This window comes from Neorhizobium sp. T25_13 (assembly GCF_002968675.1).
In the GTDB taxonomy this organism is placed as follows: Bacteria; Pseudomonadota; Alphaproteobacteria; order Rhizobiales; family Rhizobiaceae; genus Neorhizobium; species Neorhizobium tomejilense.
On the sequence record NZ_PVBI01000014.1, the window covers coordinates 83,523 to 97,380 of the forward strand.

Below are 13,858 nucleotides of genomic sequence, written 5' to 3' on the forward strand. Positions count from 1 at the left end.
TCTCCAAACAAAAAAGCCGCCCCGAAAGGCGGCTTTTAAGTATCAGTTGTTCCGATCCGGTTCTTAGTTGAACCGGCCGGCGGCGTGGGCCAGCATCGTGTAGACCTTGCCCGTATCCGAGGTGAGGTAGCTCTGGGTTACCGTCTTGTCGCGGTCGGTGCGGGCGACGTCGGCGAGCAGCTTTTCGAAATCGGCGATATAGCGGTCGACAGCGGTGCGGAATTCCGGTTCACGGTCGTACTTGCGCTTGATCTCGTCGAAGGTCTGCTGGCCCTTCAGCGTGTAGAGGCGACGGGTAAACACGTCGCGCTCGCCACGCTGGTAACGCCGCCACAGGTCGACCGATGCGTCATGATCGATGGCGCGGGCGATATCCACCGACAGCGAGTTCAGCGATTCCACCATATGGCGGGGGTTGCGGTTGTCGCCGTTGCCGCGTGGAGCCGGGGCCGGCTCGGCCGCACGCGGTGCCGGCTGCGGCTGCTGGCGGGGTGCCGGCGGTGTCTCCGCCACCTCGTCGCGAGATGCGCCGCGCAGCAGGTCGCTGATCCAGCCGCCGTCGGTGCCGCGTGGCTCCGGCGCGCGGGCGACGGGCGCCTGTGCCTGGCGATCGAGCGGCAGCGTGCCGCGCAGGGCGTTTCCAGCATAGGGATCGTTGCGTGGCGCAGGTGGCTGCGGGATGGCTGCGGCAGCAGGCTGAGGCTGCGGACGCGCAGGAGCCGGCTGCGGAGCAGGCGCCTGGCGTGGTGCCGAAGGCTCGGCAATCTCGAAGTTCTGCGTCGAGCGACCGACCAGCGCCGAGATGTCCTGCAGCGCCTTGATCTGCTCGGCGACGGCACGCCGCATGGCGGCCGCACTTTCCTTGGCTTCTTCCGGCAGGTCGAAGGCGCCGCGCTTGAGTTCGGTGCGGGTCGTATCCAGCTCGCGGCGGATATCCTGCGCCGAGCGGCGGATTTCGTCGGTCGCGCCGGCGAAGCGGTTGATGGCTTCCTCGACCGATTCCCGGAGCGTGTCGCGCAGCTGTTCGGCGGCGCTGCCGGAGCGGCTGGTGGCATCCGACAGCAGCTGTTCGACGTCGCTGAGCGACTGCGAAATGCTGCCGCGCATCCGCTCGGAAAGGTCACGAGTGCGCTTCTCGGCGTCGGACAGCGTCGTCTCGATGGCGTGGTTGGCGTCGCTGCCGGCGCTGATCAGCGCTTCGCGCATCGCATCGGCGGTAACTTCGGCGCGATGCTGGGTTTCCCCGAGCGTCCGGCCGATATCGGCAAACGAGGCATGCAGGCTTTCGCGGAGCCGCGAGCCGACCTGCAGCGAACGTTCTTCCGCCCGCTCGAAAGCGCCGTCGACCAGGGTCGTCAGGCTGCGCATCGTCGTCTCGATTTCCTCGGAACGCTTGACCAGGCCGGTCGACAGGTTGCGCAGTGCATTCTGGCGTTCGTCCAGCGTGCTGACGAGATTGGACTGTGCCGCACCGAGGAGTTCGGATGCTTCGACAAGCACCCTCGAGTGGTCGTCAAACCGGCCGACGAGGCTGCTGACCTGCTCGAGCGTATTGCCGAAGACGTCCGACATGCGGCCGATATTGTCTTCGAGCATGCGGGTCGAGCCGGAAACGATATCGGCGGAGTTGGTAGCCGACTGAACGAACCGGTTGGCCGTGACGCCGAGCTTGCGGTCGGCTTCCGAAAGGTGATGGGCGACGGCATCGGCGGTGCTGCCGAATTCCTTCGCTGTCTCCTGGACCATCGCGGAAATGTTCGAATTGCTTTCCGCCAGCTTGTCGATAAGGCTGTTGACGCTGGCTGACAGGCCCTGTTCGACGTGACGCATGGTGCCGGCGGCACTCTCGGTCCGCTGCGTGATGGCGGCGAGCGTCTCGTTGGTCCGCGCGGCGATCGCGTCGACAAGCGCCGAGTTCTCGTTGCGAATGCGCGCCGTCGATTCTTCCGTAGCGGAGGAAAGCCGTGCCGATGTTTCTTGCGCTGCGGCCGAGAGCATCTCTGCACCCTGTTGGGCAGCGGTCGTCATCTGTTCGATGGCGGTTCGGCCGGTCGCGGCATATTCCTCGACCATGGGCTTTGCCTTTTCATCGAGAAGGCGTGCCAATTCAGCCGAGCGACCGGCGAGCATGGAGTTCAGGTCGCGGGCGCGGGCGTCGAGAGCCGAGTGGATGGCGTCGCCGCGGGCCGCGAGTGCCCGGTCGACGGCGTCCATGGCGGTGTCGAGCTGGTTTGCCGTATCGGCGAGCGTGGTGCGGATACCGTCGCCGCGCGAGTCAAGCGCTTTCTGTGCTTCGTCCAGCGCCTCGGAGATTGCCGTGACCTGGCGCTTCACCAGGCTGTCGGCCTCCGCGACCTTGTGGACGATCGCATTGCCGGCTTCCGAGAAGGCAAGTGCTACGGTAGCAGCCTGGCCGGCGAGCCGGTTCTGGGTTTCCGAAATCCGGCCGACGATCTGGGTCGACCGTTCCTCGATCGCCTTGGTGAATTCGGCGTTGCGGTTGGTGAGTTCCTCGGTGAACTCGGCACCGGCACGCGCCAGCACTTCGGCGGAGCGGGTGGCTTCGCTGTCCATGCTCTGGGCCGCGGCGCCGACTGCTTCACGCAGGGTCGAGGCAAGGCCAACGGCCTTGCTTTCGATGGTCTTGGTGACGTTGTCGAGACCGATGGTCAGCGCGCGGTCGATCGTGCCGAGGCGTTCCTCGATACGGGCGGTGCGGCCATCCATGGTCTCGGTGATGCGGTCCGAAGCCTCGACGGCGACACGTTCCAGATCGGCCGTGCGGTTGGTGAGCGTGGTGGAGAGATTGACGCCGGCCTCGTCGACGAGCTGGGCCGCCTCGAGGATTTCGCCCCGGATCCGGCCTTCGAGCCCACCGAACGTCAATTCGATGCGGCTGCCGGTTTCTTCGAGTGCGCCCTGAACCCCGCCGACCGTCTGGCGGATGCGGTTGGAGAAGGCGTCGGCCGAGCGGCCGATTTCGCTCGCGGCATCGGAAAGCCGGACGGCGAGCGTACCGACATTGTCGCGCAGACGTTCTTCGAGAGACTGCCCCGCAGTGTCGATAGCGTCGCGCAGCGCGTTCTGCTGCGTTTCAAGCGACATTTCCAGCATTCCGGCGCTGGCCGCGATCGAGGTTCCGAAGGAGGTGACCTGATCCTGCATCAGGTCACCGATCTGGCTCTGGGCGTCGCTGAGCGTTGTCGTGAGCGACTTCGTGCGGTCGTCCAGGGTGTCGCGGATCTGCTCGTAACCGGAACCGAGCGTCGTTTCCAGCTGCTGGTGACCAAGGCCGATGGTTGCGGCGATACGCTCCTGCGTCGAGCCGAGAACGGCTTCGACACGCTCCAGTCCGTCCGCCATGCCCGTTTCGAAACGTTGTGCGCCGGTTGTGAGCGCGGTCTCGATGCGGCCGCTTGCGCTGCCGACGGTTTGTTCGAGGCGATCGCCGCCGCTTTCGAGAACGCGGGCGATCTCGGCCGTCCGGTTTTCGAGCGACAGGTCGAGATTGAGCTGGTTATCGGCATAGGCGTTGCGGATCGCTTCGGCGCGGGCCGCGAAGGATTGCTCGATGCGGACATCGGCATCGATGAAGGTGTTGGCGATTGCCGTCGACTTTTCGTCCAGCATGCCGGCGAGGCGGTCTTCGCCAAGCGCGAAGGAGGTGGCGATTTCCATCGACTTGTCGTCGAGGATTTCTGCGAGCCTGTCCCGGTTGACGCCCAGCGCCTCGTTGATTTCCGAGCTACGGCGGGCCAGGTCTCCGCTCATGCGCTGTTCGGTTTCCGAAAGTGCGCGGGTGATGGAATCCGACTTCTCGTCGAGCATGCCGGCGAGGCGATCTTCGCCGAGCGCGAAGGACGTGGCGAGTTCCATCGACTTGTCTTCGAGGATTTCGGAAATCCGCTCGCGGTTGGTATCGAGCGACGTCTGCATTTGCGAAGCGCGCCGACCCAGCTCGTCACCGAGCCGCTGTTCGCTGGCAATGAGCGTGCGCGAGATGTGCTCCGACTTTTCGTCGAACATGCCGGCGAGCCGCTCCGGTGCGCCGGACATCAGCGTTTCGATCGCACTGGCTTTCTGGCTCAGCACTTCGGTCAGATGATCGTGGCTGCCGGAAAGGGCAGCGACAATGGCGCCCGAGCGGATGGCCAGGCTCTGTTCGAACTTTGCCTGGTTTTCCGAAAGCGTGCTGAGAAGGCTGCTGCTGCGCTCCGTGAGCGTTGATTCGATGTCCTGACGCGCGCCTGCAAAGCCGGCGTGAAGTTCGCCGGTGCCGGATGCAAACACGTCCTTGAGTTCACCGGTGCGCAATGCAAGCGCGTCCTGAAGCTCGGTGGTGCCCGTCCCGAGCACTCCGTGCAGTTCCCCGGTGCCCGAGGCGAGTACGCCCTGGAGTTCGCTGGTGCGCGTCGTCAATACGTCCTGGAGCTCGGTGGTGCGTGTTTCCAGTGCTTCGTGGAGTGCGCCGGTGCGCGTGGTGATGACGTCCTGGAACTCGCTGGTGCGTGCTTCAAGGGCTCCCTGAAGTTCCTCGGTGCGCGAGACGAGCACGGACTGGAGTTCGCTGGTGCGTGTTCCGAGTACATCCCGAAGCTGGCTGGTCCTGGATCCGAGGACGTCCTGGAGTTCGCCCGTGTGCGTCACGAGCGCATCCTGGATTTCGGTGGCGCGGGAGGCCAGCGTATCCTGAATTTCAGTGCTGCGGGCCGACAATGCGTCGGACAGTTCGCGCGAGCGGCTTCCGAGCATGGCATCCAGCATTTCCTGGCCGGTGCCGAGCGTCGTCTCGAGTGCGAGCGACTGGTCGGTCAGCGAGGAACTGATGCGCTCGACGCTGGACGACAGGATGTTTTCGAACGCATCCGAACCGCTTGCCACCGTCTCGTTGATACGGGCGAGGCTGTCCATCAGCTTGCTGTCAAGCGTGCCGGCACGCTGGTCGAAGGCGGAGGTGAACTGCGAGATGTTGTCGTCGAAGGTGGTGCTGAGCAGGCCGACGGTCGTCTGCAGGCGCTCTTCGAAGAAGCCGGTGCGCATGTCGAGGTCGAGGACAACGTCTTCGACCGTGCTTTGCAGGTTCTGGCGGAAAGACGAGCTCTTTTCTTCGAGCGAGCTGTTGAGGGCCGCAAGGATGCCGCCGAGCGAACCGGTGAGCGTCTGTTCGCTTTCGGCAAGTCCGTCAGTGATTTCCTTCGTGCGGGCCAGCAGCGTCTCGTTCAGCTGGCGGGTGCGGTCCGCAAGCGCCGCGTTGAGCTTTTCGGTATTGGCGTCGAGAGAAGAGGCGCGCGTCTGGAATTCGTTGAGAAGCGCCTGGCCGCGCTGCGACAGCACCGTATTGATCGCATCCATGCGCTCGTCGAACTCGTGGGCGAGTGCGAAGCCTGAGGAATTGAGCGTCTGCAGCAGGTTTTCGGTCTTGGTCGTCAGCAGGCTGCCGAGTGCTTCGCCGGCGGCGTTGGACTTCTCCATCAGCGCCGCGCCGCGCGTCTCGATCATCGAGGCAAAGGCTTCGCCTGAAGTCGCCAGGCGAATGGAGATTTCTTCGGTCGCAAGCGACAGCTCTTCCTTGAGCTGATCATGGGCCCCGACGATCGACGAACGGATGCGCTCGGCATGGTTGACGATCGCGTCGCGTTCGGCGCCGAGTTCGTGGACGAGGCCGCGAACGCGCAGTTCGTTGTCGGTGAAGCTCCGCTCCAGCGCATTCACTTCCGAATGCACGAGCGTCTCGAGCTCGGCGGCGCGGGCGATGGTACGCTCGATGCCTTCGTTCATTGCCGAGACTTCGCGACGCACGGCCTGGCCGACGCTCATGATACGCTCGGAGGCGACGGTTTCCGGATCGGACAGGCGAAGTGCCACTTCGGCCATCGAACGGGCGGCGGTTCTCAGATCCTGGGCGCGCGCCATCATGATCGCGAAGGCGAAGAACAGCATGATGGGAATGAGGATACAGACCGCCAGCGCGACAATGCCGGGAGCGGCGAGAACGCCTTCGACCGAGGTGATCTGCCAGAGCTGGTTGCCGTAGATCATCTGCCCGAGCGCGATGCCGCCGATTGCCCAGAGGATCGAGACGATCACCGCATTGCGGATGGACGAGCGCATCGCGCCGCCTTCCAGCGTCCGCAGGATCGCAGTCGAACTGCGTTTGCCCGCATCGTTGGCGGGCTGGAACGTGGGGGATTTGGCAGCGGTCTCGGTGGCTGCCGATCTGTATGATTCGGCGGCATCGTCCTGGTACTGGGTCTGACGCGGTTTGTTAGTATCTGGCACTCTGGCCTCCGAGGCATGGGGCACTGATCTTTGGCGCGACTGATCATCGTTGAAGTTGATTTTTAGGGCATCTTCCAACGCCTGGAACGCCGTCTCATCGATCGACTCGCTGCTAGGGTTCTTTGCCATGCGGTTACGCCTCGTTACATACTCGCCCGGCAAATCCCATCTGACGCGCTGCCGCCCGCAGACCGACAGATGGAACGCTGCCTGCCGGAAACTTTCCACCCACAAAGCGGATTTCCAGTTTCCTATTCATTTTCAAGTCGGATGGCCGTTCTTTCAAACGGATGATAATGAAAGCTTACCAACCTACCATCCGGGGCAAAAGGACGATATTCCTCGCCACCTTAGGCGTATTGTAGTGGCACATTCGGCCACCCTGCACAATTAAGACGCCTGCCTTCGAATGATGCCGTGGAATGTTGTTAACAGAATTTAAACCATACGAAGATGCAAAACTCCTAAAATCCCGGGAGCTTAGCAGAAATTAACCATATGGGAAGAAACCGGCCCAGATTGTGCCGGAATTTAACGGGATAGCTCCGATTGGCCCGCACAATTCGGGACATTATCAGAAGAGCAACAGGGAAAACAGGTTCATGGCAATGGCAGCGGTCAGTATCGCGTTCGAAGCTCCAGAAACGCTGAGGGGCGGTAGCCCTTCCCAGTCCCGTCCGATCGATCTCGTTCATCTCGCGACACAGACCATGGGCGACAAGACCCTCGAAATCGAAGTGCTCCAGATGTTCGCGCGCCAGGCACGCCGCGCACTGCATGACATCGCAAGCGCCGACAGCGCCTATGTCGTCGCAGCCGCGCACCGCCTGAAGGGTGCGGCCAGCGCTGTCGGTGCCTTCAAGGTTTCGACCGCTGCCGAGCGTCTTGAAGACAACGCCTCCGACGCCTCGTTGCGGGCCGCGGTCGCTGCCGCCGTCGTCGAGGCCGAAAACTTCATCAACAAGCTCTGCCGCTGAGCGATTCGCCGAATCGGTACGCAAGGGCGCCGATTGAACAGCCGGCGGCGCCCGAAAATGTTGACTGCGCCGGGGTTTTATCGGAAGACAGCGCCCTTAAATAGTGTGCCCTGACCCTTCAACATCCCGGATTTCCCTATCATGACGAAACTGACCATCGTTGCCTTTGACGGAACACGCTTCGATATCGAAGCCGAGCCGGGCTCCACGGTTATGGAGAATGCGGTTCGCAATTCCGTTCCCGGCATCGAGGCCGAATGCGGCGGCGCCTGCGCCTGCGCCACCTGTCATGTCTATGTCGACGAGGCCTGGACCGAAAAGGTCGGCCCGCCGGCTCCCATGGAGGAAGACATGCTCGACTTCGCCTTCGAGGTGAAGCCGACCTCGCGCCTCTCCTGTCAGATCAAGATCAAAGCGGATCTCGACGGGCTCGTTGTCAACGTACCCGAGCGTCAAGCCTGATCTTGGCCTGATCGCCACTTTGCCGACATGCCTGTTCCAGAGCAAAAGATGTTTCCGGGCAAAAAAAAGCCTCGCTCCGCAAAAGCGGCAAGCGAGGCCAGGCGGGCGCATCACCAGCAGGGGAGGGAGGAACCACCTGCGGCTTGAAGACGCGCCAGGAGAACTAAACACTGGAAACCAAACTCAGGAACACCTGAAGCAACCGCGTCCGACACATCGGTTCGAAAACCGGAAAGGTACGCTGATCCTGCGGCTATCTACCTCATCTGCTTCGTCTTTCGAAGCGTTGGTAGGTAAGCTATGTCTTAGGTTATATCCGGGATTCGTATTTTAGACTATCACCATAAATCACCCATCATTGACGAGGGATGGCGCAAGCTCGGCAAAAGCCTGGGCGCGGTTGGTCGGGCTGATTCACCCCAAAAAGCGGATCAGTTGCCGGATCGCTTCAGGCGATACTGCAGCAGCCGAATCATCCGCGAGTCGAAATTGGCCGCCTCGATCTGGTCGAACCGCAGCTGCTCCCGGTCATGCGCCTCAAGAACACGGCGGGTCGTCTCCGCCACCTGTCTTTCCAGCGCATCGCAGGTTCTGTTGGCGGGGAGGCCAAGCAGTTCCCGTTCGAGCTGGCGCGCGTGGTTGCGGGCGATTTCCGCATGCCGCTCCTCGTGGCGCTTGATGTCCTTCGACAAAGTATCCCAGATGAAGCCGAGGTCGGCGGTGGCACGGCCGCGATTGCCCCAGCGCGGCAGGATAATGTGGGTTCGGAGTGTCACGCGCGACCCGCCGACCGAGCAGCGGCCGCCCTTTTCCACATAGGTGACGTCGCCGCCGAACTTGATCTCGGTGGCGCCGGGATGGCGATGGCCGGTGCTGCGGGTGAGAGGGCCGCGGTTTTCCAGTTCCTTGTCGAGGTCCTCGGCCGTGCGGCCGCCGATCCGGAAATAGGAATAGGTCTTGTTGATGATCGGTTCTGCCATGGCCGTCTCAGGGATCACGCAGAGGAGAAGAAAGACACCGAAAAACCGGCGGACTCTGCGCATGGAGAACATTCTATGGCCTGCGACGTTGAACTTATGGGGACCTTGGGGCATAGCCAGCCTGAGCGCAACACAAAGGCATCAAATTTTGCGTTACCCTTCGAAAGACGGCCGGCCGGTGATATCGCAGCGCAACAGCACTTGGCGTGTCGGGCGGGGCCGTGTCCTTGAACTCGGTCGCCAAGGCCAGATTATGGCGATCATCAACATCACGCCCGATTCCTTTTCCGACGGCGGAAACTACGCAAACATCGATGCTGCGGTGGCTCACGCCATTTCCTGCGTCCGCGACGGTGCCGCCATCCTCGATATCGGCGGTGAGTCGACCAGGCCCGGCGCCGCCGAGGTGACGGCGGCGGAAGAGCAGGACCGGGTCCTGCCGGTGATCGAAAAACTCGCCGCGGAGACCGATGCGCTGATCTCGATCGATACCTATCGTGCCGAAACCGCCCGCCTGGCGATGGCGGCGGGTGCCCATATCATCAACGACGTCCATGGCCTGCAGCGTGAGCCGGAGATCGCGACCGTTGCGGCTCAAACATCTGCCGGGGTCTGCATCATGCATACCGGCCGCGGACGTGAGCAGAAAAAGCGGCCCGATCGTATCGCCGACCAGGAGTTTTTCCTGCGGCAGTCTCTCGAGATCGCTCGCAGCGCCGGCATTTCCGACGAGGCGATCGTGCTTGATCCCGGCTTCGGCTTTGCCAAGGACCGGGACGACGATCTGGAATTGATGGCGCGTTTTGCCGAACTGCATCGGCTCGATTTTCCGCTGCTCGCCGGCACCTCGCGCAAGCGGTTCATCGGCGCCCTGACGGGACGGGAAAAGGCGAGCGAGCGGGACGTCGGCACCGCCGCGACCACGGCGATCCTGCGCCTTGCGGGGGCGTCGATCTTCCGTGTCCACAATGTCGCTGCTAACCGCGATGCGCTGGCGATGGCCGACGCGGTTCTCGCCGCAGCCTCCGCTTACAACGCTAGAGAGGGCCTTTGATGGCGACCTACACGATCACGCTGAAGAACTGTGCGTTCTACGCCAAGCATGGCGCTTTCGAGCAGGAGGCCACGCTCGGCCAGCGGTTCTTCATCGACGTCATCATGGACGTCGAGGCGGACGAGGCACTTGAAAACGACGATGTCGCGAGCACGGTGCATTACGGCATCGCCTACGAAATCGTCGAGAAGGTGGTGACCGGCCACCGCCGCAACCTCATCGAGACGCTCGCCAAGGACATCGCCAAGGCGCTCTGCGCCTGGTCGCCGCAGATCCGCCGGGCAGAGATCGCCGTGCGCAAGCCGAGCGTGCCGATCCCCGGCATCCTCGATTATGCGGAGGTGCGTGTTGAGCATTTCGCCTGAAAAGACGTTCGAGGTCGCGGCTCTCGGGCTCGGCGGCAATATCGGCGATCCGCCGTCGTCCATGGCCGATGCGCTCAGGCAGCTCGATGGGCGCGAAGACTGCCGCGTTCTCGCCGTCTCGAAACTCTATTCGACCCCGCCCTGGGGCAAGACCGACCAGGCGGATTTCTTCAACTGCTGCGTTCTGGTGGAGACTTCGTTGGAGCCGGAGGACCTGCTGGACGTCTGTCTGTCGATCGAGCGCGGCATGAAGCGCGTTCGCCTGGAGCGCTGGGGGCCACGCACCATCGATATCGACATCCTGACCTATGGGACGCGGGAACAGAGAAGCGAAAAACTGGAAGTGCCGCATCCGCGCATGACCGACCGCGGCTTCGTGATGATGCCGCTCGCCGATATCGCCCCGGATCTTCTGGTGAAGGGAAGGAAAGTGCGCGACTGGCTTGGTGGAGCCGATACTGCCGGCATCAAGGTCGCGCGCGACAGCCAGGACTGGTGGCAGGGCGCCTAAGGCGCCCCTTGGTGTCTCATTGTTGGATCGAACCGACGGCGATCGAATCCATGTCGCGGTCGAGGCTGAGCCCGATCACCGGAACCATCTGGTCTTCGACCTTGATCGAGATGGTGATGTTCATCTTGTTCTCGCCGCGCAGGCTCGCGACCATCGCGCCGTTGAGCTGATTGCGGTTGATGCCCATGACGACCTTGTCGCCGCTGACCGAACCGGAAATGATATCGAGCCCCTTGCCCTCGGCGCCGTCCAGGAACTTGCCGGTGTAACCTCGGCCGCTCTGGGTAATCGTTGCCGACATCGGCTGCTGAAACACGCCAACGCGGCAGGTCCCGTCGAGCTTGATGCCGACATCGCTGTCCGGGATAGCTGCACCGGTCAAATTGCAGCTGAATTTCGTGCCCTTGTACTTGCCGGCGACGATTTCGCCTGGGCCTTTCCAGACGCCCGCGACCGACTGGAAGAAAGCCTTGTCACGCGGAGCGGCCTCAGCCTGCGGCGCCACGGCGGAGGTGGCCGCGACAGTCAGAATGGCGAACCCGCCAAGAAGCGAAAAGAAGCGCGAATACATGAACTTTCCCCTGACGAGCAGCAACTTTAAGTGTCCCGTAATTTAGGTGGGAATGGTTAACGAGTGGTGACGATGGCCGGGTTTGAGCCATGGTCGGACACCCTATTGTTCATCTTTTCGCCCGCCGACGGTCGCGATATCCGAGATGAAATCGCCGATCCCGGGCCTTTTGACCGCCCGGAAGGGCAGCGGCCGGCAGAGATCCATAGCGGCGATGCCGATTCGCGCGGTCAGCAGGCCATTGATCACGCCTTCGCCCAAACGCTTGGACAGTTTGGAGGCGAGGCCGTGTCCCAGAAGCTGTTGCGCGACACCGTCGCCGACGGCGATCGAACCGGTCACGGCGAGATGGGCGATGACGTCCCGCATCAGCCTCATGAGCCCAAGCGTGCCCGGCCTGCCGCCGTAAAGCTCGGCCATGGCGCGAATCAGTCGCGTCACTTCGAAAAGCACATAGGCGAGATCGACGATGGCGCGCGGGCTGACGGCGGTGACGATCGAGACACGTTTGGACGATCCGAGGATGAGCGCGCGGGCCTTGCGGTCGAGCGGCGCCAGGAGTTCCCGTTCGGCCAGTTCGATGAGTTGCGGGGCGTCGATGATCTCGTCTTTGGTGGCGTCGAGGTTGGCGCGGCCCTTGGCGGTCTCTGCCCGGTGACTGAGGATCTTGGTGAGCGCGGCGACGACGGTGCGGGCAGCTGCAGGGCGAGGGGAAAGGGCTGCCTCTTCCGCCTGGGCCTTGAGGGTCTGGACGGCGGAAAGCCGCATCATGCCGAAGATTTCGCGGCCGACGATCACGGCGACGGCGACAAGCCCGATGGCAAGCGCGGTAAGCGCCGCATATCCCAACCAGTCGGCACGGGTGAACAGGTCGCGGATGACGCTATCGGCCCACAGGCCGAAGGCGAGCGACAGGAAGGTGCCGAAAGCGGCCGCCGCCAGGTTGACGAACGAGAATTTTTTGCGGGCCTGGGGCTCAGCGACCGGGATGGCTTCTGCGGCGAGTTCGGGCGGCGTCGCGAACGGATCCTGTTCGTCGGGCGTCACCACGACGCCGTCCTCGAAGCTGCGCGGGCTGCGGCGAGGGACAGGCAAGGTTTCGTTTCGGGCAGCACTTTCCTCTTCGACCAAGAAAGATGCGGGGCGGCGCTTGCCGTTCTGAGGTGATTCGGGCGGTCTCATGCGAGGCGGTCTCCGAACAGGAACTGCATGGCGCGGTCGAGCCGGATATGTGGCACGGAGAGCTTCATGCCGCCGTTAGCCTCTTCCAGCGCCGGCGGACGAAAGCGCACCACATTGATCTCCGGAAGCTCCGCGTGGATGGAATCCAGCTGTTGAAAAAATGCTTCAGGATTTTCCGGCAAGTCGCCGGGAAATATCGCAGTCTTCTTGTTTCCGTCAAAACGTTCGCCATTGATCATCTCGCCCGCAATCGGCGTGCCGACGATGACCGGCAGGAGATGATTGTCTTCCTTGACGGTCGCCTCGCGGGTGGCGCGCACCGATGCGATCGCCATCACCTCGATGCCGGCGCCGGCCATGCCGATCCGCTGCACGGCGCGATCGACCAGCCGGCCGGTGAGCCGTTCCAGGCGGTCGTGGCTTTCGTGGTGCAGGTGATCCGCCTTGGTGGCCGCGACCAGCACCTTGTCGATCCGGCGGCCGATCAGGGAGGAGAAGAAGCTGTTATGGCCGGGACGGAAACAGGCGAGCACGTCGGTCAGCGCCCGTTCGAGATCCTGCACCGCTTCGGGTCCGCGATTGATCGCCTGCAGCGCGTCGATCAGCACGATCTGGCGGTCGAGCCGCGCGAAATGCTCACGGAAGAACGGCTTGACCACGACGTTCTTGTAGGCCTCGTAGCGGCGCTCCATCATCGCCCGCAGCGAGCCTTTCGGCGCTTTGGTCTCGGACATGTTCGGCAGCGGCGCAAAAGTCAGCGCCGGCGAGCCTTCGAGATCGCCGGGCATCAGGAAACGGCCGGGCGGCAGGGTCGAAAGCGACCGTTCGTCCGCCTTGCAGGCCTTGAGGTAGCCCGCAAAGGCTTCCGACAACCGCCTCGCGGTCATTTCGTCAGCCGGAGCGTCCGCATCTATGCCGTTTGCGAGGGCGAGCCATTCCCGCGACAATTCCTCGCGGATGCCGGTCCCGGCAAGGGTTACGGTATTGTCGCTGAAAGTGCGAAAATCCTGCGCCAGCAGCGGCAGGTCGAGCAGCCATTCGCCCGGATAGTCGACGATGTCGATCGACAGCCGACCGCGCGAAAACATCCGGCCCCAGCCGCTGGCGCTCTGGTAGTCGAGGGTGATGCGCAGTTCCGAGATAGCGCGGGTCGAATCCGGCCAGATGCGGTCGCGCACCAGGGCCTGGATGTGATCTTCGTACTGGAAGCGCGGGATGGCGTCGTCCGGCTGCGGCTCGAGCCGCACGGCGGAGATCCGGCCGGACCGGAACGCCTCGAAGAGCGGCAACCTGCCGCCGTTCAGGAGATTGTGGACGAGGGACGAGATGAACACGGTCTTGCCGGCCCGCGACAGGCCGGTCACGCCGAGCCTGATGGTCGGATGCACGAGGCCCGAGGCACGGTCGGCGAGATTGTCGAGCGCGATGCGCGCGTCATCCGAGAAGCTGGTAAGCGAAGGCGGCAAGGCGTCGTTCC

Annotated in this window: 10 protein-coding genes; 5 read left to right on the forward strand and 5 right to left on the reverse strand. The window is 63.2% G+C overall.

Translation table 11 applies throughout. The features are described 5' to 3' along the window. Positions 1–63: 63 nt before the first annotated feature. A complete protein-coding gene (locus C5J22_RS25665; protein ID WP_371412667.1) occupies positions 64–6,279 on the reverse strand; it encodes a hypothetical protein in 6,216 nt (2,071 codons plus the stop codon). 608 nt (positions 6,280–6,887) lie between these two features. On the opposite strand from C5J22_RS25665, the gene C5J22_RS25670 reads away from it, so the two are divergent. Beyond that, complete coding sequence (locus C5J22_RS25670) at positions 6,888–7,256, forward strand: Hpt domain-containing protein (RefSeq protein ID WP_105440589.1); 369 nt, start codon at positions 6,888–6,890, stop codon at positions 7,254–7,256. A gap of 141 nt (positions 7,257–7,397) precedes the next feature. After that, positions 7,398–7,718 (forward strand): 2Fe-2S iron-sulfur cluster-binding protein, encoded by a 321-nt coding sequence (locus C5J22_RS25675; protein WP_046638420.1) that lies wholly within the window; start codon positions 7,398–7,400, stop codon positions 7,716–7,718. Positions 7,719–8,149: 431 nt separating this feature from the next. Here C5J22_RS25675 and C5J22_RS25680 read toward each other — a convergent pair whose 3' ends face one another. Continuing rightward, positions 8,150–8,698 carry a DUF922 domain-containing Zn-dependent protease gene (locus C5J22_RS25680; protein WP_371411981.1) on the reverse strand — a complete coding sequence of 183 codons (549 nt, stop codon included), beginning with the start codon at positions 8,696–8,698 and terminating at the stop codon, positions 8,150–8,152. A gap of 253 nt (positions 8,699–8,951) precedes the next feature. Here C5J22_RS25680 and folP point away from each other — a divergent pair, with 253 nt between their 5' ends. From folP to folK, 3 genes are read left to right on the forward strand one after another with little or no spacing between them, the layout of a single operon-like run. After that, the gene (folP, locus tag C5J22_RS25685; protein ID WP_371412668.1) at positions 8,952–9,752 is read left to right on the forward strand and encodes a dihydropteroate synthase; all 801 of its coding nucleotides are present in this window, start codon (positions 8,952–8,954) and stop codon (positions 9,750–9,752) included. Further along, positions 9,752–10,117 (forward strand): dihydroneopterin aldolase, encoded by a 366-nt coding sequence (gene folB / locus C5J22_RS25690; RefSeq protein ID WP_046626632.1) that lies wholly within the window; start codon positions 9,752–9,754, stop codon positions 10,115–10,117. The genes folP and folB overlap by 1 nt, the downstream gene beginning before the upstream one ends. Then, positions 10,086–10,628, forward strand: a complete 543-nt coding sequence (folK, locus tag C5J22_RS25695) for a 2-amino-4-hydroxy-6-hydroxymethyldihydropteridine diphosphokinase (RefSeq protein ID WP_105440541.1) — start codon at positions 10,086–10,088, stop codon at positions 10,626–10,628. Before folB ends, folK begins: the two co-directional genes overlap by 32 nt. 16 nt (positions 10,629–10,644) lie before the next feature. On the opposite strand, the gene C5J22_RS25700 is transcribed toward folK, so the two are convergent. From C5J22_RS25700 to C5J22_RS25710, 3 genes are all read right to left on the reverse strand, one after another. Then, complete coding sequence (locus C5J22_RS25700; protein WP_105440542.1) at positions 10,645–11,199, reverse strand: hypothetical protein; 555 nt, start codon at positions 11,197–11,199, stop codon at positions 10,645–10,647. 102 nt (positions 11,200–11,301) lie between these two features. Further along, a complete protein-coding gene (locus C5J22_RS25705) occupies positions 11,302–12,381 on the reverse strand; it encodes a YcjF family protein (RefSeq protein WP_105440543.1) in 1,080 nt (359 codons plus the stop codon). Then, on the reverse strand, positions 12,378–13,847 hold the full coding sequence (locus C5J22_RS25710; protein WP_105440544.1) for a YcjX family protein: 1,470 nt from the start codon (positions 13,845–13,847) through the stop codon (positions 12,378–12,380). The genes C5J22_RS25705 and C5J22_RS25710 overlap by 4 nt, the downstream gene beginning before the upstream one ends. Between the last annotated feature and the right edge of the window lie 11 nt (positions 13,848–13,858).